Origin of the sequence: Specibacter sp. NPDC078709, assembly GCF_040686795.1 — a bacterium.
Lineage (GTDB): Bacteria > Actinomycetota > Actinomycetes > Actinomycetales > Micrococcaceae > Specibacter.
In genome coordinates this window covers 42,809-64,519 of record NZ_JBFBLU010000005.1, presented here as the reverse complement: position 1 = coordinate 64,519, position 21,711 = coordinate 42,809, and the positions used below count along the sequence as shown (strand labels likewise).

Below are 21,711 nucleotides of genomic sequence, written 5' to 3'. Positions count from 1 at the left end.
GGAATCCAACCGGTGGGGTCAGTTTGCGGCGCCGGCCAGCCAAACGTCGGGGCCGAAGACCTCGTAGTGGATCTTCGTCGACGGGATGCCGGCCTCGATGGCCTGGTTGCGGATTGCCTTCATGAAGGGCAGCGGCCCGCACACATACATGGAAGCGTCGGCCGGCAGCTCCAGGCCGTCAAGAGTCATGAAGCCCTTATTGAAACCGTCGGTGGGCTCCTCGAGCCAGAGCTGCAACTGGGCGCCGTCGATGGCTTCAACGTCGGTGGTCATCTGATCGCGCAAGGCCCATGCCTCAAGATTCTTCTCAGCGTGCAGCACCAAAATCTCGCGGTCCGCGCCTGCCGTGGCCAACGCCCGCAGCGCTGATGCGGAGGGGGTGCAGCCAATTCCTGCCGTTGCAAACACGACCGGGCCCTCGCCGTCGAGCGTCACATCGCCATAGGGATTGGAAAGTTCGACGACGTCCCCCACCTTCACATCGCGGTGCAGCACAGGTGAGACCTCACCGCCGTCGTCGCGCTTGGTGGTGAAAACGCGGCGGGTGGTGGACTCCACATCGGCCGAGAGCGAGTACTGGCGGACCTGCAGCAGGCCGTCGGGCAGGGCCACCTTGACGCTGACAAACTGGCCGGGGCGGGCGACGGTGGCCGGGGTGGAATCTGCCGGCTCGAGTACGAACGTCATGGCGTCGGTGCCGGCGGGGTTCTTTTCAACAACCGTCCAGGGCATCCACATCTTGTCATTGGCCTGGAGTGCGTAGAGGCCCTTTTCAATCTTGATCAAGGCGTTGGCCATGAGCCAGTACACCTCGGTCCAGGCTTCAGCGATCTCTGCTGTGATGACGTCGGCGAGCTCCTCGGCAATGGCCTCGAAGAGGTATTTGTAGACGATCTGGTATTGGTCTTCGGTGATTCCCAGGGCCGTGTGCTTGTGCGCGATGCGGCTGAGCAACTGCTCTGGAATGAGGTTCGGATTGGCCACCAAGGCTGATGCAAAACCGGCGATGGAAGCTGCCAAGGCCTTTTGCTGTTCCCCGTTGTTTTGGTTGGCGCGACTGAACAATCCGTCGAGGAGTTCAGGGTGTGCGGCAAACATGCGGCTGTAGAAGTTCGGGGTGATGGCGCCCAAACGCGAACCGACCAAAGGGAGCGTGGCAACAATGAGTGGTCGCGATTTTTCCGAAAGCATCTTTACTCCTTGGATAAAAGTCATGGTGACAAATCCAAAGTAGCATTTGAAATGCGAGTTTAAATTCGCAATTTCTACAGAACGTAGAAAAAAGCCGGAGTGGCGCGGTTTAGCCCGGGCGCGATGTGCTCAAGGTCACAGGAATGGGGCCGTTGTTGGTCTTCCTGGCAAGGCTATAAATGGTCACATTGTCCAGCGAAGCGTAGAACGCCTCGCGAGCATGATTGAGGGCACCGCGAAGGCCGCAATCGTGCACCAACGGACATTCACCCATGTCGGTTTTGCATTCGGCGACGTCCGTGTGGTCATCGAGCACACGCAGGACCCGACCCACGGTGGCCTGTTTTCCGGAGGGGGAGATGCGCACGCCACCGCTGCGGCCGCGGATGGCCTCCACGAGCCCCATTTGACGCAACTTGAGCACAGCCTTGCTGACGTGGTTGTAGGGGGTTCCAACCTGTTCGGCGAGTTCTCGCGTGGTGGGCAACTCGTCGTCGGGCATGGAATTGAGCACCATCAGGAGCCGCAAGCTCACATCCGAAAAGGAGTTAATTCGCATGGGTCATGCCCAGATCGCGGTCTCGCCGGCTTCCAGGAAAGGATTGCCGAATTCCCAACCCGTGGGCGCCTGACGGTAGGGGCGCACAGCGGAAACGCTCACACCCGTGCTGTGTTCGGCCATGACGTGGATGGCGTCGGTGGCATCGTCGGGCAAATGAATGTCACAGACGACGGCGGCCGCCCGGTTTTGTTCGCGCTGCTGGCTCAGTGCCTCGAACAGGTCCGCGACCATCTGGTCGGCGTCCAGCTCTTCCTCACCTTCGCCTTCTACGGCGTTGGGTGAGACGGCCACCAGGTGCAGATCGCCCTCGTGGGTGAGGACTAGGCCAACCGGGAGGAATGCGCCGTGAGATTCGAGCTGATCTCCGGCTACGCCCAAGGCGGTGCCAATGAGCTTGTTCAGGTCATCTTGGACCAGCTTGTCCGCTTCAGACTGTGCTGTCGGTGCTGTCTGTTCTGACGTCTCGGGTGTGTTCGACTCCATGCGTGCTCCTTTAAAAGTGGGGATGTACTGCTGTGCCTCGCGCTGGTCTACAGGCCTAGCGGCGGACCAGTTCGAGGACGGCGTCGCGGATGTCGGCCATGGTTACGGCGTCTACTGCCTCGGCGTTCAGGCGCAGGAAAGGCTCAGTGTTGGAGGCGCGCAGGTTGAACCACCATGTGCCGTCCTTCGCGGTAAACGTAATGCCATCCAGCTCATCCACCACCACGTCATCGCGTGTATAGGCGGCGCGGACGCGGGCTACGGCGGACGGTACGTCAGCGAGTTGTGAGTTGATCTCACCGCTGGAAACGTACGGCTCGTACTCGCGACCCAATTCGGACAGTGGACCATCCTGCTCGCCCAAGGCAGCCAGCACATGCATGGCGGCCAACATGCCGGTATCGGCATTGAAGAAGTCGCGGAAGTAGTAGTGCGCGGAGTGCTCGCCACCAAAAACGGCGCCCTCGGCGGCCATGGTGGCCTTGATGAAGGAGTGACCCACACGCGTACGGACGGCCCGGCCGCCGTCGTGCTCGATCAGTTCCGGCACGGCACGGGAGGTGATCAGGTTGTGGATCACGGTGGGATGTTCCTCGCCCAGTGCCTTCACGCGGGCAATCTCGCGGCGGGCTACCAGCGCGGTGACGGCCGACGGCGACAGTGGCGCCCCCAGCTCATCGATCACAAAGCAGCGGTCGGCGTCGCCGTCGAACGCCAGGCCAATGTCCGCACCATGCGCCACCACGGCTGCCTGCAGGTCCAGTAAATTGGCCGGCTCCAGCGGGTTGGCGGGGTGGTTCGGGAAGGTGCCGTCGAGTTCAAAGTAGAGCGGGATGATCTCAAAGGGCAGACCCGGCAGTAGGGTGTCGCCCAGGACCGCGGGGGTGGTCATGCCGGCCATGCCGTTGCCGGCGTCGACCACAATCTTCAGCGGGCGCGAGCCGGCCAGATCTACCAGCTTGCGCAGGTATTCCGAGTAGTCCTTGAGCACATCGGCGGTGCCAATGGTGCCCACGGCGTCGGCGTCCGCCGGGAGGCCGTCGCTGAGGTACTGCTGGGCCAGATCACGGATTTCGGTGAGCCCGGTTTCGGAGGAAAGCGGGACGGCACCGGGCTTGGTCATCTTCATGCCGTTGTATTCGGCCGGGTTGTGGCTGGCGGTGAAAACCACGCCAGCAGCATTGAGCACACCCGAGGCGAAGTACAGCTCATCGGTGGAGATGAGGCCAAGCAATTGCACATTGGCGCCGCGTCCGGCAGCGCCCTCGGCAAAGGCTTGGGAGAACTCGGGGGAGGAGGGGCGCATGTCGCCGCCCACCAAAACGTTCTGGCCCGCGAGCCCTAACACCTCAACAAAGGCAGCACCGACGGCCTTGACGGAGGCGGCAGTAATAGTCTCGCCCACGATCCCGCGGACGTCATACGCCTTGAACGAGCTGGACAGGTCAACCGGCGAATTTTCTTCAGTAGTCACCCAACCATCCTACCGCTGGGGAACAAATGGTGAAGTTATCCACAGTTTGGGCTGGGGGCAAGCGGATGTCGGTGGCCGCTGGAATACTGGGAAGTATGACAACGCAACCAGCTTCCGGCACGTCCGCCACACCTGCCAGCGACTTCCCGTCCGCAACCCGAGGCCAAGCGCTTGAGGTACTGCGAGCCTTGGTGGGCAGACCGGATGCTGATTTCCACGACGGCCAGTATGAGGCCATCGAGGCATTGGTCGACGCCGGACGCCGCGCCTTAGTTGTTCAGCGCACCGGTTGGGGAAAGTCAGCCGTGTACTTTGTGGCGTCGCTGCTGCTGCGGGCCCGAGGCGCTGGCCCCACCTTGATCGTCTCACCGCTCTTGGCGTTGATGCGTGACCAGGTTGCTGCTGCCGAGCGTGCGGGTGTCCGTGCCATGGCCATTAACTCCGCGAATGCCACAGAATGGGGAGAGATCTCTGCCGCCTTGGCTGCCGATGAGGTTGACGTGTTGCTGGTGTCACCGGAACGGTTGACCAACCCCTCGTTTCGGGAAAATCAGTTGCCCACGTTGATCCGCCGCACGGGACTGTTGGTGGTGGATGAAGCCCATTGCATTTCCGACTGGGGCCATGATTTCCGCCCCGACTACCGCCGCATCGCGGATCTGATCGCTCAATTGCCTGATTCGGTGCCGGTGCTGGCCACAACAGCCACCGCCAACTCCCGGGTGGTGGCCGATATTGAGGAGCAGCTCGGTACCGGCGTGTTCACCATCCGCGGCCCGCTGGCTAGAAAGTCGCTGCGGCTGGGAGTATTGCGGTTGGCGGATTCCCGCGACCGCCTCGGCTGGTTACTGACGCACCTGGCGGAACTGCCGGGCAGCGGCATCATTTACGCCCTTACTGTTTCCGCCGCCGAGGACACTGCGCGTTTGTTGGCCGGGGCAGGCCACGTGGTCAAGGCCTACACGGGCCGCACCGACACCATGGAACGCGAATCGTTGGAAGAGGCGCTGAAGAACAACCAAGTGAAGGCACTGGTGGCCACGAGCGCTCTGGGTATGGGGTTCGACAAACCAGACTTGGGATTCGTCGTGCACTTGGGAGCGCCGTCGTCCCCCGTGGCCTACTACCAGCAGGTGGGTCGTGCCGGCCGTGGCAGCGCGAACGCCGATGTATTGCTGTTGCCCGGAAGCGAGGATGCGGATATTTGGCGCTACTTTGCCACCGCCTCCATGCCAGCGCAGGACAAGGCCATGGCGGTGCTTTCCACCTTGGGAGAGTCACCCCGGGCCATGTCCACTCCCGCGCTGGAAGCCAGAGTCGATTTGCGCCGCACGCCGCTGGAGTTGCTGTTGAAGGTTTTGGCTGTGGATGGCGCCGTCCGCCGGGTGTCCGGTGGTTGGGAGTCGACGGGACAGCCGTGGGTTTATGACGAGGAGCGTTACCGTCGGATTGCCCAGGCCCGGGTAGATGAGCAGCAGTCCATGGTGGAGTACGAGCGCATGGCCGGCTGCCGCATGGAGTATCTGGCGGCAGCGCTCGATGACGAAACCGCGGAACCCTGCGGCCGCTGTGATAACTGTGCGGGCCGCTGGTTCAACGGCGAGGTGATTTCCAGCGCAGCCGAGGCCGCCGGGGAATCACTGCGCCATGCCGGGCTGCCTTTGGACCCCCGCGCCATGTGGCCCACCGGAATGGACAAATTGGGTGTTCCGGTTAAGGGCAAGCTGAAAGCTGGCGAGGTGGTCTCCGCTGGCCGGATTCTGGCTAGGCTCAGTGATCTGGGGTGGGGCAATGCGCTGCGCAGCATGTTTGCTGCCGGGGCTCCAGATGCGCCCATTGATGCAGGCATGGCCCAAGCCGTGGTAGCAGTGCTGCGCGAGTGGGGTCAGCATGGCTGGGAAGGTGCCGGACGCCCGGTGGCCGTGGTTTCCATGCCGTCCCGGAACAAGCCGGTGCTGCTGCAATCCTTTGCCCAGGCCATCTGCGAGATCGGCCGCTTGCCGTATTTAGGCCAGATGTCGCTGGAATTTGGTGGACCTACTGGGCAGCGCGGCGGCAATAGCGCCTACCGTTTGGCGGGGGTGTGGGATCGCTTCGCGGTGGGGCCGGAACTGGCTGCCGCGCTGGCTGCAAATCCGGGTCCGGTGCTGCTGCTCGACGATCTGGTGGACAGCCGCTGGAGCCTCACCGTGGCTGGTCGAGCCCTACGTCTGGCTGGGGCGGAGCAAGTCCTGCCACTAGTGCTGGCCCAAGCCGGCTAACGCGCCCACTCCACTCAAAAACGCTATCCCACCTTTGGTGCGTTTTCTGGCGACGCTATCCCACTAAAAGGTGGCACAAGTAAGTGATGGCCGAACAAAAGCGTCCGGCCATCACTTACTTGGAGTGGGGAGTTACTCGACAGGTCGCAGGCGCAGTGCCTGCATGCCGCCGTCCACTGCAATGGAGGTTCCTGAGGTGGAACCTGACAGCGGGCTGGCCAGGTAGGCGACGGCGCCGGCAACTTCCTCGGCGGAGACCAAACGTCCATGCGGCTGCCGGGCACTCAAGGCAGCACGCTCGGCTGCCGGATCGTCGGCCTGCGAGAGTAGGCGGCCAATCCACGGGGTGTCAGCGGTTCCGGGGTTGACGGCGTTGACGCGGATACCTTCACGCAGGTGATCGGCGGCCATGGCCTGAGTCAGCGACAACACGGCGCCCTTCGTAGCCGAGTACAGGGCGCGTGCGGGCAGGCCAGCTGTTGCTGCGATCGATGAGATGTTCACAATCGAGGCGCCGGAAGACTTGCGCAGGTACGGCATAGCAACCGGCTAACCCTGTGGGCTAAGACTCATTGTGACGGCTCATCGGGATGTCGGATACCAGCTTGGGTTCCAAACTGCAGCAGATGCGATTCCGGGGTTCCAAACTGCAGCAGATGCGATGAATCCGCCCGAAATATCGCATGATCTGCAGTTTCGAATCCCCGGTGCCAGTAATCCCGACTCCCGGGTGCCAGTAATTCCAGCACGCCCGAAACGCAAAAATACACCCCTCGACGAATCGAGGAGTGCATTTTTTGGCGGAGACGGGGAGATTTGAACTCCCGGTGGAGTTTAACCCCCACACTTCATTAGCAGTGAAGCCCATTCGGCCGCTCTGGCACGTCTCCAACACTGGCTAAGGTAGAAGCCCCTAACCAGCATCCCAAACTTTACCCAGTAATAGGCACTCAAAGCAAAACGAGGGCCGGGTGCGCCAAAATTACAGCCCGCCAGTCAGCGCCCGCCACAAAAACTCGTGCGACGCCGTATGCAGCCGGGCAGCCTGCTCATTGTTGCCGGCGCCCGCGTGGCCGCCCTCCAACGCCTCATGAAACAGCACGGGAATGCCCATGGATTCCATCCGCGCAGCCATCTTCCTCGCCTGCACCGGGCCCACCCGATCATCCGAGGTTGCCGTCCAAATGAAGGTGGCCGGATAAGTGACGTCGGAGCGCAGCAGATGATACGGCGAAAACGTCTTGATGAATTCCCATTGCTCCGGAACATCCGGGTCACCGTACTCGGCAATCCACGACGCACCCGCCGACAGCTTCGTGTACCGGCGCATATCCAGCAGCGGCACCCCGCAGGAAATCGCGCCGAATAATTCCGGATACTGCGTGAGCATATTGCCCACCAGCAGCCCGCCGTTGCTGCCACCAGCGCACCCCAGATGCGCCGGGGAGGCCACCCCGCGCGCCGTCAGATCGCGGGCCACCGCGGCGAAGTCCTCATACGCGCGGTAACGGTTCTGCTGCAGCGCGGCCGTGTGCCAGCTGGGCCCGTATTCGCCACCGCCGCGGATGTTCGCCACCACGTACACGCCCCCGCGCTCCAGCCACGTGCGTCCCACCGCGCCGCTGTACGACGGCGTCCGCGATACCTCAAACCCGCCGTAACCACCCAGCAAGGTGGGGTTCGCGCCGTCGAGCTTCAGGTCCTGTGGCCCCACCTGGAAGTAGGGCACGCGGGTGCCATCAGCGGAGGTGGCAAAGTGCTGCTCCACGCGGTAGTTTTCCGCCGGGAAGAACGACGGCGCCTCCCGCACCACCGCTGCGGCCGCACCGGGGGTGCCGCCTGGGGTGAGCGAGCCGCGCAGCACCGTGGTGGGGGTGAGGTAGCCGGAAGCGACCAGCCAGTAGTCGTTGCCGGCGTCGGGATCTTCGTCGTCCACGGCAAAGGCGTCCACCGAATGCAACGGCGGGCAGGCGTCCAGTTCCGTGGAGGCCCAGTTCGCGGCCGGGTCCAGCACCAGGATCTTGGAGGAGACATCGGAGAGCAAGTTCAGCAGCAGGAAGTCACGGGTCCAGCTCCACGACTGCAAAGAAACAGACGCCGAGGGCGCAAAAATGGTGGTCAGCGAACGGCTGCCGGCCATGAATGCGTCCAGTTCGATCGCCAGCAGAGTTCCAGCGCCATAGACTGTGCCGTTCTCGGTGCCGGAAACGTTCCAGTCGGTGCGCGGGCGCAACAGCAGCCATTCGTGGTGGAGGGAGACGTTCATGTCATCAGGGACATCGATGTGCACCCAGTCGTCGCCCACGCGCAGGTAGCTGCGGCTGTTGTAGAAGTCCAAAACGTCGTAAGCGAGGTCCCGCTCGAATCCCGGGGTGCTGCTGTGAGAGACGCCACCGCTGAGGTGATCCAGCGGGACGGAGAACAACGGCTCCTTCGCGGCCAGCTGGGCCAGGGATTCCCCGCGACGCAGGACGCGTGCAGCGGACGGGTAGGAGGAGGTCGTCATGGACCCTTCGCCGGTATCGGTGCCCACGTAGAGTGTGTCCGCATCCACCCAGCTGAGCCGGGTCTTGGCGGCCGGAAGCTCAAATCCGCCCGCCACAAAGGTGCCTGTGGCAAGATCGAATTCCCGGTAGGCCACCGCGTCGCCGCCATCGGGGGAGAGTGCCACCATGGCATTGCGGTACTCCTCGCCGGGAGCGGGCCGCAGGAAAGACGCACCCGCCCACAGCCACTGCTCATCTTCGGCGACGCAGAGCGCATCAACATCGAGCAGCACATCCCAAACGGGCGTATCACTGAGGTAGCTCTCCCACGAGGTGCGGCGCCATAGCCCGCGCGGGTTCGTCTCGTCGCGCCAGAAGTTGTAATACCAGTCGCCACGCTTGGACACCATGGGGATCCTGTCCTTGGAGTCCAGAACTTCCAGAACCTGCGCTTCCAACGCCTTATATGCGGGGTTCACCAAGGTGGCATCGGTGTTGGCGTTGTGCTCCCGGACCCAGTTCATGGCGTCCTCGCCGTGGATGTCCTCCAGCCACAGGTTTTCATCGGTGGGCTCGTGGGAAAGTGTGGGGCTCGGGGCAGCTTCAGTCATGGCACCATCTTCGTTGAAGCGGCGCGTGGTTGCGAGTTAACCACGCGCTACTTCTGGAGCGGCGCACGGTTAACGAGAAACCACGCGCCCGTGCAGGGGGTCGCGGCAGCCCAGCGGCAAACATAGCGGCCGCCCGGCGGCAGCCCGTGGCAGCCCCGCGGCAAACATAGCGGCAGCCCGCCAGTGAGTCGCAATCAGTTAAGCTCAAAGAGTGGATTTCTTGGGCGTACAGACGGTGGCAATTGTGGGGGCGGGGCCCCGCGGGACTTCCGTGGTGGAACGGCTGCTGGCGCGCCGAGCCCAAAGCGAGGGCCGGGAGCTACATATCCACCTCATTGACCCCTTCGCCCCGGGTGCCGGCCATGTGTGGCGCACGGAGCAATCGCGCCTGTATCTGATGAATACCCAGAGCTTTTTTCCAACACTGATTCCTGACCAGGGCGTGGACACTCCGCCCGTGGCCGGTTGCACGTTCAATCAGTGGCGCGCGGCCCAGCTGAACACCCCTTGGGCCGAACTCAGCGAAGAAGATCGGCAAGAGCTGGCACACCTGGCGGAGCACAACTTCCCCAGCCGCCCCCTCTACGGCCGGTATCTGAGCTGGTGCTTTGAGCAGTTGCGCGAAAGCCTGCCAGACGGTGTCAGCCTGTTCAATCACGCCACTGAAGCCAAGCGTGTGGTGCGTAACCGCACCCAAGGCGGGTTCGATCTCGAACTTCTCGAGGGACCAAAACTGCACGCGGATCAGGTGGTGCTGGCCCTAGGTCATGTGGAGTCCAAGCTCAGTCCGGCCCAGCGCGGGCTGCGCGATGATGCACGCCATCATGGGCTGACGTACCTGCCCCCTGCCGTACCCAACGACGTTGATTGGGACCAGCTGCCCGCCGGGGAAACAGTGCTGGTGCGCGGCATGGGGCTGAACTTTTTTGATGTGGTGGGCCAGCTGACCGAGGGTCGTGGCGGGCGTTTTGAGGACACCGGGCGTCCGGCGGGGCAGGCGCTGCGCTACGTGGTGTCGGGGCGTGAACCGGTCATTGTGGGCGCTTCCCGGCGCGGCACGCCGTACCGGGCCAAGGCCGAACTGGCTGCGTACTATCCGCAGTCGATCACGTTGCGGTTCCTGGGCGAGGATGCCGTGGCCGCCATTCGTGCCATGGGTGCCACAGCCGGTTTTGACCACGATATTTGGCCGCTGCTGCACCGGGACACCATCTGGGCGTATTACACCACGCTGGCCCGGACCCGCCCCGAGTTGGTCACCCAGGAGCTGCTGCCGGAGCTCGATGCCCTGCTGCATGCCGGGCTCGACGGCGGCTCCCCGGCCTGGGAGCAGGAGCTCGCCGAGTTGCTGGCGCGGCATGTGCTGGACGGTCATGTGTTGGATTTGCCTGGGCTGGCCCGCCCTCTTGCCGGGTTAGCGGCCAGCCGTGCCGGCCTTGCCGACCGTGGCGGACTGCCCACCGCGACCAGGCGTTTTGCCACCCACGATCAGCTGGACGCCGCCGTGCTGGAGTACCTCGTGGCGGACGCTGCAGGTTCGGCGCTCGGCGAAGATGATCCGGTCAAGATGGCGATTGGTGCCCTGAATGCTGGGCGGGCGATTGTGAAATCTCTCGTGGCCGACCGCGGCATCACTCAGGAGTCCTGGCTGGGGGAGCTGCGCGGCTGGTTTGAAGGATTCGTCGAAGGGTTGGCCAGCGGTCCGCCAGCTATTCGCGTCGAGCAACTGGCGGCGTTGGTGCGGGCCGGGGTGGTTCATTTCACCGGGCCGGATCCGGTATTCCGCGTTGAGCATGGAGTGTTCACTGCCAGCTCTCCCTGGGTGGCCGATGCCCCGTGGGAAGGTCGCCACTTGGTCGAGGCCCTGGCGCCGTCTAACAACGTGCAAAACAGTGCCTCCCCCTTGCTGCAAAACCTGTTGGCCGACGGCATTGTCCGGCCCCGCATGATGATGGCTTCCGACGGCGGACCCGTCATCACTAGCGGCCTTGACGTCACTGCGCCGCCATACCGGCCGGTGGATGGGGTAGGTGTCCCGGTCGAGGGACTCTATGTTCTTGGGCTGCAGCTTTCCTCGACCCAGTGGGGCACGGCCATCGCGGCCGAGGCCTCCGCCAAGTACCGCAGTGGTTACCGCACAGTGGTGGATGCTGACGTGATTGCCGCGGCCATTTTGGCTTAACGCAGCTGACCCGCAGCGGACGGTGAAACCACAGAGAATCCTGTGAGTCTCGCCGTCCACTGCGGGTCAGCGGTGGAACAACAGCGGTAAAACTGAACAGCTAGTGTTTGGCTGCCTTGCGGCGGTTAGCCATGGCCACAGCCGTTCCTGCTCCGAGGAGCACCAAAGCGCCCAAGCCCAACGGCAACGAGGAGGCTCCGGTGTTGGGGAGCTTACCCGCGCCGTCGCCGGCACCAGCGGATGGTGAGGTGCCCGGCGTCGTGCTTGAGGGCGTTGTAGTGGGAGGTACAACCGTGCCAGCCGTCACGGGGATGGTGATCGGCAGGCGGGCGTACGTGCCGGCGTCGGTGGTGATGGTGAAGCGGCCGGCGTTGAGCTGTGCCGGCACCGTGAAGCTCAGTGTTGCAGCTCCGTCGGTGACCGTGGCGGTGCCCAACTCGGACGGCAGAACCGCTGCGGCCAAGACCGCGAATCCGGTGCCGCCACCGCTGCCCGAAGGTTCGTAACGGACAGTGACCGATGTGGACTTGGTGACGCCGAGGGAGGTCAGATCCAGCTTGTTCAATCCAAGCGTGACCTTCTGGCCTTCGGTGACAGTGGCCGGTGCATCGACTACGTCCACGCCGCGGCGGGAGAAGTCGGGTGCGATCGGAGCATCGGCAGACTTTTCGCCGAGGTACTTGATCCAGGCATCGCGGTCAATGAGACCGGAATCCTTGGTGTTGGTGCCCTCGGTGAAGATGCGGAAGTTGTCGCCGCCGGTGGCCAGGAAGCTGAACGTGCCCACACGGTAGGAACGCGTCAGATCCAGTGGTGCACCGTTGATGACCACGGAGGTGATGTGCTCGCCCAGCTCACGGGTGGAATCGTAGGTGTAGTCCACGTTAGAGGACAGTCCCAGGTTCAGGAACGGGCGGCTGGGAATGCTGCCGTCCGCGTTGGTCTGCCACTGCTGCTCCAGCATGGTTTTGAGCTGCGCGCCAGTGAGAGAGGTGGTCCACAGGTTGTTCACGAACGGCAGCACAGCGTTGGCGGCAGCGTACGTTACCACGCCGTCCTCGAGGCCTTCGTTCTTGTACAGCAGGTCCGCGCGCAGACCGCCAGGATTGACGACGCCGATCTCGGCTCCGCCTGTCTGCTCACTCTTGAGTGCGTCCAGGAGTGAGTTGCCCACCAAGTTGCCCAGCGTGGATTCGCTGGCACGGTCATCGCGGGTGAACTTGTTCGTTGCGGCGTCGAAGGTCTGCGCTGTCGTGATGTCAGCGGAGATCTTGCCCACGGGAACGCTACCGGCTTCTTCGGCTGCAGCTAGGGCTGCATCCGTGATGGTTTTGACCTCTTCAACACGCGGGAACGCGTTGATCAGGTGTGCATCGTCGTTCTTTGAACGAGGCACATTGACCTGCGTGTAGGAGACAACCTTGTTGTTGGTGTCCACTGTCAGGACGATCTGGCCAATGAATTCGCCGTAGCTTCCAGTCTGGAGGACGGGGCGGGTCTTGACGGCTGCGTCAGCGGAAGCGCCGGGAATGGGTGCATCCCAGGCGTACTGCTTGTGCGTGTGACCGGTGAAGATGGCGTTGACCGAGGCACTGGTCTTGGTGACGAGTTCGCGGAATGCGCCCTCGGCAGCAACTTCTTCTTCAAAGGTTGCGCCATCGGGGGTGCCTGCGCCGGCGCCCTCGTGGTATTCGGCCACGATGACATCGGCAAGCTTGCCGTCGACGATCTTCTTGGCAACACGGTTCACGGCTTCAACGGGATCGCCGAAGTCCAGCATGTTGATGCCAGTGGGTGTCACCAGCGTGGGGGTTTCCTGGGTGACGGCACCGATGATGGCGACCTTGACGCCGTCGACGGTGATGATCTTGTACTCCTCGAGCGCCGGGGTGGTGGTGCCCTTCTTGTACACGTTGGCGCCGAGGTAGCTCCAGTCGGCGGCAGGGATGACGCGATCGGTAAGGTCCGCAAAGCCCTTGTCGAACTCATGGTTACCAACGGCTGCAGCCTGCAGATCCAGGGCGTTCAGCACGTCAATGGTGGGCTGATCATCCTGCGAAGAGGAAGCGAACAGGCTGGCACCAATGTTGTCGCCAGCGGACAGGAACGCCGTATTAGCCTCGCCTGAGGCGGCGCGCAACTGCTCCACAGTGCCGGCAAACTTCACCGTATTGGCGTCAATGCGGCCGTGGAAATCGTTGATGTTCAACAGGTTGATGTCCTTGGTGTTCGCCGCGGCGCCACCAAGCTTGAGACCGACAACCACAGGATCGTGATCGGAGGCGGCGAAGGCTGAAGCGTCATAGAAGTTCGTGACGTTGTAGTTGTAACGGCTGTAGCCCATGGCGATGGACTCAGCGGAGTTGATGTTCCAGATGTCCGCACCGGTGATCAGCGCATTGGCTGCCGGGGTGGCCACAATGTGATCCAGTGATCCCACCAGACCACCAAAGGCGTAGGAGTGCTTGCCTGTCTTGGCGCCCTGGTCCACGTAGCCGGCGGCGGCCATCACGAGCATGGGATCTTCAAAGGTGTAGGCGTTGAAATCACCCATGAGCAGGACCTTGTTGGTGCCCTGTGAAGCCTGCAATGATGTGGAGAACTGCACCAGAGCTGCTGCCTGCGCGGTGCGGGCAAGGTTGGAGTTACCCTGGCCCTGATCGGTGTCGTTTCCGATCGCCGAACCCTTGGACTTGAAGTGGTTCGCGATCAAGATGACCTTGGCTGAATTTGCATCATCTGCCAGTGTGAAGGCCTGAGCCAACGGCTGGCGGGCAATGCCGGTGAACGCCTTATCGTCCAAAATAACGGAGTCACCCGCAGGCTTGGCAACAGCCTTTTTGTAGATGAACGCCGTACGGATCACGTCTTCTACGTCAACGGCCGGACGTGCCGCGGGGGAGCGGACATAGTCCCAGACGCCGGGTGTTTCAACGTTGAGAGCGGCAACCAAGGTGGCCAGCGCTGCGTCGCGGTCCTTGCCGAACTTAGCGGAGTTCTCAATTTCCTCCAGTGAGAGCACATCGGCTCCGGACTGGTGGATGCCGGCCACGATCTTGTCCTGCTGGCGCTTGAGGTTCTCCGCATTCGCGGCACCGCGCTGATCACAACCGGTGCGGACAGCGATGGGGTTACCTTCGCGGTCGTTGTAGAACTCGCACTTGGGGTCCAGATCGCCGGTCTGCGTGAAGTAGTTCTGCACGTTGAAGGTGGCTACCTTCAAATCCCCGCCCACGGGCTTGGGAGTGGCGATTTCATTGCGGTTGGTACCAAATGCGATCGGCTGCACATCGTCAGCATTGCTCGGTGTCAGTGCTTCCAAGGGCTGGAACTTGTAGGCGCCGTTGCGGTCATCGAAGATGACGTTTCCGGCGAAGGTGCCTGTGGATCCCAAACGCATGGGGGTTGCGGGGCTGAGCCACGGCAGCGGGACCGACTGTCCTGCAGCATTGAGGAAGTTGGTGCTGGCGCCGTCGTCGAGCTTGATGCCCTTGGCAGCGTTAGTGGCTACCTGAGCGGCGTGCGCGGCGGAACCGACCTGCCCCACAGCGGTGGGCTGCAGCAGCATATCGGTTCCCACAGCCAAACCAACCTCGCCGTAGTTGTTCAGCGAGTAGTTGTCCGTAATGGTGTAGTCGCCCTCGGGTGCCATGAGCATGCCCTCAAGGGTTTCGCGGGCTTCAGTGGTTTCCGGGACACCTACGACGGCGGCCTTGACCTCTGCCGCTGCCTCGTCCAGTTTTGTCATGCCCTTGGCGGGGACGTCGATCTCGGTGGTGGTGCTTCCGGTGTTGCCACCAAATTCTTTGACGAGCCCGGTGACCTGGACGTAATCGTCAATCTTGACGTCAGCCACGGTTGCGGGGGAGTAAATGAAAATACCGTTGGAGGCCTTGTGTGTTGCCATGTCCAGATCGCCGCCGGTGCCGGGGGTCTGGATGAAGTAGCCGTTGAATCCGCCAGTGGGGTAGGCCGCAGTGACCTTGCCCTTGGTGGTGACGGTGGATCCTTCGAGGGGGCTCTTGGCGCCCTCGCCCTGGATCTCGGCGATGGTTTTGGTGCCGGCGTCTTCCGGCGGTGCGGGGGGCTCGTCTCCGCCGGCGGTGCCGGTGGGGGTCGGAGCGGACGTGGTGAAGTCGTCCGCGTTGTTGTCCGTGTCCACGAAGTTTGTGCGGTTCAGCGAGGTAGTGACTCTGGCCTTTGAAGCAGCAGCTGTTTCAAAAGTGTTGGAGTCTCCGTATCCCAGGAGGTCGATGATGCCGGCTTTGCCGACGAGCGAGCCGGTGCCAAAGTCAGCAGGCAGAGCGGTTGACTTGTCGGACAGGATCAGGGTTCCGCCGCCAGCCGCAGAGTTGATAGTGGTTTGAGAAAAGTCTGTTGGGGGCAGGTCGAGCCCAGCGGCACCATTCGACCCGCCGTTGATGAGGAAATAGCCCCCGGCCTTAATCGTGCCGGCGAGCACGGCCACGCCGCTGGGTGAGTCAGTACCGCTATTCTTTCGGTACTGCACCGACCAACCATCAAGGCTGACGTCCGCGCTGGTGGGGTTGTACAGTTCCACGAACTTGTTCTTGTAGCTGGCGTTCGCGCTGCCGCCGTTGAGGTAGGCCTCGTTGATGATGACGTTCGGTGCGGCCGGAGGGGCAGCCAGCGGTTCTGCTACCGGTGCTTCTGCCGGTGCATCAGCGGGAAGTCCCTCTGCGGGTGCCAGATCCGGTGAGGGATCCGCCGTCGTGCTTTCGGGTGTGCTCTCAGGGGCAGCTGATTCGGTGCTAGCAGCGGCCGTCGTTTCGGTTATGTCAGGAACGTCGTTGGCCATTGCTGGCGCAATTGCCAGCGGTGCAACGGCGAGTCCAAGGGCCAAAGCGGCCCCCAGTCCTGCCTTGTAGAAGTTGTTGCTCGTCATGTCTCCAACTCTCGAAAGGGCGGCACGCCGTTGTGCCATGGGTGATGATCGCCCGAAGAAGTCTTCCGAGGATGGGCACAGGGGCAATCCACGGACACAATTGCGGGAACGTTATTGAGCCAAGCGCATAGATGTGAACCATTCATGAACGGATCGCTTCTGTCAAGCAAACACGAGGGTTTTGTTTGCTATCCGGCGAAAATGAGCCCTTTATGTTCAAATAGGCTGCCTGTGTTTCATGTCACTGTTTGAATAAGTGCTTTTACTTTTGCTCGGACATTCACAGGCATTCACAGTCAGGGCCCGAAGCTGAGGCGCCGGTGCCCGTCCGCAATTGAAATCGCAGATAATGCGACGAATCGGCGATTTTTAGCGCATTAGCTGCAGTCTCGAACGCCGGAATCGCCGTAGCTGCTGTCTCGAATCCGCTCCGAGCCGGAGGGAGGCAGGGAAACGCAAAAGGGAAGCAATCTCGTGATGAGATTACTTCCCTTTTTAGCGCGGAAGGTAAGAGATTCGAACTCTTGGTACGGGGTTACCGCACACTGGTTTTCAAGACCAGCTCCATCGGCCGCTCGGACAACCTTCCTTACCCTAGTAGTGTTTCATAGGCAGGGCCATGCCACCAAAATGAGTGGCGGTCCTCTTGAAGATTCGCAGGGTGAAAACGGCAATGGAGAAGGTTATGAAGGCGATTGTTACAACGGGTACCGGCGGGCCGGAGGTTCTGGCCATATCCGAGGTCCCTGCGCCGACGCCGGGTCCGGGTGAGGTGCTTATTGACGTGATTGCCGCGGGAATCAACCGTGCAGACGTGCAGCAGCGCCGCGGTTTCTACCCTCCGCCGCCCGGTGCCTCCGAGATTCTGGGATTGGAAGTCTCCGGCCGAATTGCCGCCTTTGGCGCGAACGTGACCAAGCCGTTCAGCATTAACCAGAAGGTTGTGGCCTTACTCACAGGGGGCGGTTATGCGGCCCAGGTGTGTGTTCCGGCCGGTCAAGTGCTGCCTTTGCCCGAGGGAATTGATGTGATTTCCGCCGCAGGGCTGCCCGAGGTTGCTGCCACGGTTCACTCAAACCTTTTCATGACAGCGCAGTTGCAGGCCGGTGAAACAGTGCTCATCCACGGCGGCGCGGGCGGCATTGGCGCCATGGCCATCCAGCTCGCCAAGGCTGCCGGGGCCCGCGTCATAGCCACGGCCGGCAGCGATGAGAAGGTCGCCATGCTCACTAGCTACCTCGGCGCCGATTTAGCGGTCAACTACCGCACCGACGACTTCGTGGAACGAGTCAAGGAGTTCACGGAGGGCCGCGGCGCCAATGTGATCCTCGACGTCGTGGGCGCCAAATACCTAGCCCGCAACGTGGCCGCCCTGGCCACCTACGGCCGCCTCGTGGTCATTGGCCTGCAGGGAGGTGCGACGGCGGAGCTCAACCTGGGTGCCCTCCTCACCAAGCGCGCGGCCATCATTGGCACCACCTTGCGCGCCCGGCCGGTGGAAGAGAAACAAGCCATTATGGAGGGCGTGCATCAGCACGTTTGGCCACTGGTTGCCAGTGGCGCAGTCAAGCCCATGGTGGACAGGACATTCCCGCTGGAGCAGGCCGGCGCCGCGCACGAATATCTTGATTCCGGAGAACACGTTGGCAAGGTGCTGTTGACGCTCTAGCTGTTGAGGGGTGCGTAGCACGGCCCCGCCCAGGATCACCAGCCACGTGGGGCTCAATGGTAAGGCGCGAGAGCGACTTGTGCTGTTTGGGCTTTCGCTATTTTCCGTGGCTGCAACTAGGCGCGCTCGCCATCGTGGTCCCCTCTTCGGCGCGGCGGCAGCGTGGGTGCTGACCATGGGAAAACTGCCCATGACCCGGCGCCAAACCCTGGTCTGAGCGCACCGAGATCTCGTTAATGTCTCGCCTAGAAACAACTTGGGCTGGTGTTAGCCACAAAATCGGTAGTTACACACCCGAATTCGTGGCTAACATCAGCCCAAGTTTTTCATTGTGACCAGCACCTACCCAGCCACCAGCCCAGCTCCGACCCAACACGCCCACTGGGCGCCCATTCGGCCGCTCGTCGCACAGTTACTACCACTGGCCGCTTCGTTAGCATGATTGACGCCACATCGGTACTGTGACCCATAACCTATGCCTACTCTCAAAAGGCCGTAAGTGAAGTCTTAGCGTAGGGAAAAACATGACATTGCCGTCGAACAGGGCTGAGCAATCAGCCGATGTCTTAGTCCAGGATCCAGATCTGCCACCCGTTGCCGTCGACCTCGAAGCCGAGGCCGAAGCGCACAAGTGGACCCCGATCAAGATTGCCATTTGGGCAGCTATTGCATTGTTGGGCGGTGTCGCCTGGGTTGTATTGGCCGTGGTCCGTGGGGAAACCGTCAACGCCATTTGGTTCGTCTTCGCCGCAGTATGTACCTATTTGATCGCCTACCGTTTCTACTCCAAGGTCATTGAGAAGTTCCTGGTTCGACCCAATGACAAGCGCGCCACTCCGGCCGAGTACAAGGCCGACGGCAAGGACTTCGTCCCCACCGACCGCAACGTCCTCTTCGGCCACCACTTCGCCGCTATTGCTGGCGCTGGCCCCCTCGTGGGCCCCATCCTGGCAGCCCAAATGGGTTACCTGCCCGGCACAATCTGGATCATCGTCGGCGTCGTGCTTGCCGGTGCTGTTCAGGATTACTTGGTCCTACACTTCTCCATGCGCCGCGGCGGACGCTCACTGGGCCAGATGGCTCGCGAAGAACTCGGCGTGATCGGCGGCACTGCTGCCCTCATCGCCACCTTGCTGATCATGATCATCATCGTCGCAATCCTCGCCCTAGTGGTTGTCAACGCGTTGGGCGAATCCCCGTGGGGTGTCTTCTCGGTCTCCATGACCATCCCGATCGCACTATTCATGGGCGTATACCTGCGCTACCTGCGTCCCGGCAAGGTCATGGAAGTCTCCTTGATCGGCGTCGTACTGCTGCTGGCCGCAATCGTTGGCGGCGGCATGGTCGCAGCCACCGAATGGGGCGCTGCCACCTTCCACCTGGACCGCACCACCTTGGCCTGGGCCATCATCATCTACGGTTTCATCGCGGCAGTCCTGCCTGTCTGGCTCCTGTTGGCCCCGCGCGACTACCTCTCCACCTTCATGAAGATCGGCACCATCGTGATGCTGGCCGGCTCCATCGTGCTGGTCCGCCCCACCATCAACGTCCCGGCGTTCAGCGAATTTGCTGGCCGCAGCGACGGCCCGGTCTTCTCCGGCGCACTGTTCCCCTTCCTGTTCGTCACCATCGCCTGCGGCGCACTCTCCGGTTTCCACGCTTTGATCGCCTCCGGCACCACGCCGAAACTGATCGAAAAGGAACGTCAGGCCCGCTACATTGGCTACGGCGGAATGCTCATGGAGTCCTTCGTGGCCATCATGGCACTCGTCGCGGCGCTCTCCATTGACCGCGGCATCTACTTCGCCATGAACTCCTCCGGCGCTGCCACCGGCGGCACCATTGAAGGTGCTGCGGCGTTCGTGAACTCGCTGGGCCTGACCGGCGTGCACGTTGATCCGGCCACGCTGGCCCAAACCGCGGCCGATGTCGGTGAAGAGTCGATCGTCTCCCGCACCGGTGGCGCACCCACGCTCGCCGTCGGTCTGGCACACATCATGCAGCAGGTGGCCGGTGGCCAGGCGATGATGAGCTTCTGGTACCACTTCGCCATCATGTTTGAGGCTCTGTTCATCCTCACCGCGGTCGACGCCGGAACTCGCGTTGCGCGCTTCATGCTCCAGGATTCCATCGGTAACTTTGTTCCCAAGTTCAAGGACACCTCCTGGCGCTTGGGGTCGTGGATCACCACGGGCATCATGGTGGCTGGCTGGGGTGCGATCCTCATCATGGGTGTCACCGATCCGCTCGGCGGCATCAACACCTTGTTCCCGCTCTTCGGCATCGCCAACCAGCTGCTGGCCGCCATTGCGCTGGCCGTCTGTCTGGTGATCGTTTCCAAGAACACGCACGTGAAGTACCTGTGGATGGTGGCGCTGCCGCTCGCTTTCGTCACCGTCGTGACAGTAGTGGCTTCCTTCCAGAAGATCTTCTCGCCGGTCCCGGCCGTGGGCTACTGGGCTCAGCACACCGCGTTCAAGACTGCGCTGGCTAACGGCGAAACCAGTCACGGTACGGCCAAAACCGTCGAGGCTATGGAAGCCGTTGTCCGGAACACCTTCGTTCAGGGCAGCCTGTCCATCATCTTCGTGGTGCTGTCCCTGATTGTCATTGCGACGGCCATCCTGGTCACCATCCGCGCCATCAAAGCCGGCGGCGGACCCAGCAAGGAAGACCCGGCTGTAGCATCACGGATCTTCGCTCCGGCCTCGGTCCTTCCCAACGCCGCCGAGAAGGCGCTCGTGAAGGAATGGGCAGAATCCGGCAAGCAGTCGGCACGGTCCGGACACTAATCATGGACCTCTTGCGCAGCGCCGGCCGCGGCCTGGCGGCGGTCAACAAGTACCTCAAGGGCGTCCTCGGCGAGGATTCTTACGAGTTGTACCTTGACCACCACCAGGCCACCGGCTGCGCCACCGAGCCCATGAATATCAAGGAGTTCTGGCGCGACAAGACAGACCGCCAGGACGCCAACCCGGAGGGTCGCTGCTGCTGACCTCCGCTGTCATGACGTGGCAAGCCGGCGAACGTAGGGGAAATTTCCCCCACGTTCGCCGGTGTGCCACGTCATCGGTGTTTAAGGCCATGCACGACGGCGGAACGCCCCTCCCACCCGACCGGCACCCGACCGCCACCCGACCACCGCCCGACCGGCACCCGGGCGGGGCAATAGCGGTCCATGCGGGCGGGTTTTGCGTACCCGTGAGAGACTGGCAGCATGACTGAAAAGGCGCAGCTCCCGGCCTCAGATGATGCGGCTGAAGGACAGATCATGGACACCACGGCAGACGGCACGGAGGAGCGCCCTGCGGGGGAATCTCCGACCGAAAAGAAGCCCAAGAAGCCAGCCAACGTTGCGGCGATGGTGGACCAGCCTGCGAAGGTCATGCGGATTGGCACCATGATCAAGCAACTTTTGGATGAGGTGAAGAGTGCGCCGCTGGATGACGCTGCACGGGTCCGCCTTGCCGAGATTCATCACGCTTCCATTGCCGAACTTGAGGACGGGCTGGCACCTGAACTGGTGGAAGAACTGCACCGGCTCAGCCTGCCGCTGACTGACGAGCGAACGCCCACGGATGCCGAGCTGCGCATTGCTCAGGCGCAACTGGTCGGCTGGTTGGAGGGACTCTTCCACGGCATTCAGACCACTATGGCGGCTCAGGCCATGATGAATCAACAGACGGCGTCCCGCTTGGCCCTGCACCAGTTGCCGCCCGGAACCGTCATTGCTCCCGGTGTGGTGGTGGGCCCCAACGGTGAGCCGCAGCGCGCGCCAGCGGGCTCAGGTGGTCAGCAGGTTGTCCCGGGCGAGGCGAGTAACGGCACGGCCAATAACGGTTCGGCCGGCGGCGCCGATTCCGGCGGCCCCGGACAGTACCTCTGA

The 21,711-nt window shown here is 62.4% G+C and carries 12 protein-coding genes, 2 tRNA genes and 1 pseudogene; 6 read left to right on the top strand and 9 right to left on the bottom strand.

Annotated features, from left to right (window positions below; all coding sequences use genetic code 11):
- Positions 1-18: 18 nt before the first annotated feature.
- The 4 genes from AB0P14_RS10725 to AB0P14_RS10710 form a co-directional block, all read right to left on the bottom strand.
- Positions 19-1,191 carry a globin domain-containing protein gene (locus AB0P14_RS10725; RefSeq protein ID WP_363841570.1) on the bottom strand — a complete coding sequence of 391 codons (1,173 nt, stop codon included), beginning with the start codon at positions 1,189-1,191 and terminating at the stop codon, positions 19-21.
- A 109-nt stretch (positions 1,192-1,300) separates the two neighbouring features.
- Positions 1,301-1,750, bottom strand: coding sequence for an Rrf2 family transcriptional regulator (locus tag AB0P14_RS10720; protein WP_363841567.1), 450 nt, complete (start codon positions 1,748-1,750; stop codon positions 1,301-1,303).
- Between the two features lie 3 nt (positions 1,751-1,753).
- Positions 1,754-2,236 (bottom strand): hypothetical protein, encoded by a 483-nt coding sequence (locus tag AB0P14_RS10715; protein ID WP_363841564.1) that lies wholly within the window; start codon positions 2,234-2,236, stop codon positions 1,754-1,756.
- 55 nt (positions 2,237-2,291) lie between these two features.
- Positions 2,292-3,710 carry a phosphomannomutase/phosphoglucomutase gene (locus tag AB0P14_RS10710; protein ID WP_363841561.1) on the bottom strand — a complete coding sequence of 473 codons (1,419 nt, stop codon included), beginning with the start codon at positions 3,708-3,710 and terminating at the stop codon, positions 2,292-2,294.
- A gap of 95 nt (positions 3,711-3,805) precedes the next feature.
- Between AB0P14_RS10710 and AB0P14_RS10705 the strand changes: the two genes are divergently transcribed.
- A complete protein-coding gene (locus tag AB0P14_RS10705) occupies positions 3,806-5,971 on the top strand; it encodes a RecQ family ATP-dependent DNA helicase (protein ID WP_363841558.1) in 2,166 nt (721 codons plus the stop codon).
- Positions 5,972-6,103: 132 nt separating this feature from the next.
- Here AB0P14_RS10705 and AB0P14_RS10700 read toward each other — a convergent pair.
- The 3 genes and pseudogenes from AB0P14_RS10700 to AB0P14_RS10690 form a co-directional block, all read right to left on the bottom strand.
- Positions 6,104-6,514 (bottom strand): annotated as a pseudogene (locus tag AB0P14_RS10700) (SDR family oxidoreductase); the annotation flags it as partial.
- A gap of 255 nt (positions 6,515-6,769) precedes the next feature.
- Positions 6,770-6,861: transfer RNA gene (locus AB0P14_RS10695), tRNA-Ser, on the bottom strand.
- 92 nt (positions 6,862-6,953) lie between these two features.
- The gene (locus AB0P14_RS10690; protein WP_363841555.1) at positions 6,954-9,068 is read right to left on the bottom strand and encodes a prolyl oligopeptidase family serine peptidase; all 2,115 of its coding nucleotides are present in this window, start codon (positions 9,066-9,068) and stop codon (positions 6,954-6,956) included.
- Positions 9,069-9,288: 220 nt separating this feature from the next.
- Between AB0P14_RS10690 and AB0P14_RS10685 the strand changes: the two genes are divergently transcribed.
- On the top strand, positions 9,289-11,250 hold the full coding sequence (locus AB0P14_RS10685; RefSeq protein ID WP_363841553.1) for an FAD/NAD(P)-binding protein: 1,962 nt from the start codon (positions 9,289-9,291) through the stop codon (positions 11,248-11,250).
- Between the two features lie 100 nt (positions 11,251-11,350).
- Here AB0P14_RS10685 and AB0P14_RS10680 read toward each other — a convergent pair whose 3' ends face one another.
- A complete protein-coding gene (locus AB0P14_RS10680; protein ID WP_363841550.1) occupies positions 11,351-16,156 on the bottom strand; it encodes an ExeM/NucH family extracellular endonuclease in 4,806 nt (1,601 codons plus the stop codon).
- A gap of 501 nt (positions 16,157-16,657) precedes the next feature.
- Positions 16,658-16,745, bottom strand: a tRNA-Ser gene (locus AB0P14_RS10675).
- Between the two features lie 96 nt (positions 16,746-16,841).
- Between AB0P14_RS10675 and AB0P14_RS10670 the strand changes: the two genes are divergently transcribed.
- The 4 genes from AB0P14_RS10670 to AB0P14_RS10655 all read left to right on the top strand — a co-directional run bounded on the left by AB0P14_RS10670 (position 16,842) and on the right by AB0P14_RS10655 (position 21,711).
- Positions 16,842-17,825, top strand: a complete 984-nt coding sequence (locus AB0P14_RS10670; protein ID WP_363841549.1) for an NAD(P)H-quinone oxidoreductase — start codon at positions 16,842-16,844, stop codon at positions 17,823-17,825.
- 524 nt (positions 17,826-18,349) lie between these two features.
- On the top strand, positions 18,350-20,617 hold the full coding sequence (locus AB0P14_RS10665) for a carbon starvation CstA family protein (protein ID WP_363841546.1): 2,268 nt from the start codon (positions 18,350-18,352) through the stop codon (positions 20,615-20,617).
- 2 nt (positions 20,618-20,619) lie between these two features.
- Positions 20,620-20,820: a YbdD/YjiX family protein gene (locus AB0P14_RS10660; protein WP_363841543.1), complete on the top strand. Its 201-nt coding sequence runs from the start codon at positions 20,620-20,622 to the stop codon at positions 20,818-20,820.
- Positions 20,821-21,096: 276 nt separating this feature from the next.
- Positions 21,097-21,711, top strand: a complete 615-nt coding sequence (locus tag AB0P14_RS10655; protein ID WP_363842167.1) for a bacterial proteasome activator family protein — start codon at positions 21,097-21,099, stop codon at positions 21,709-21,711.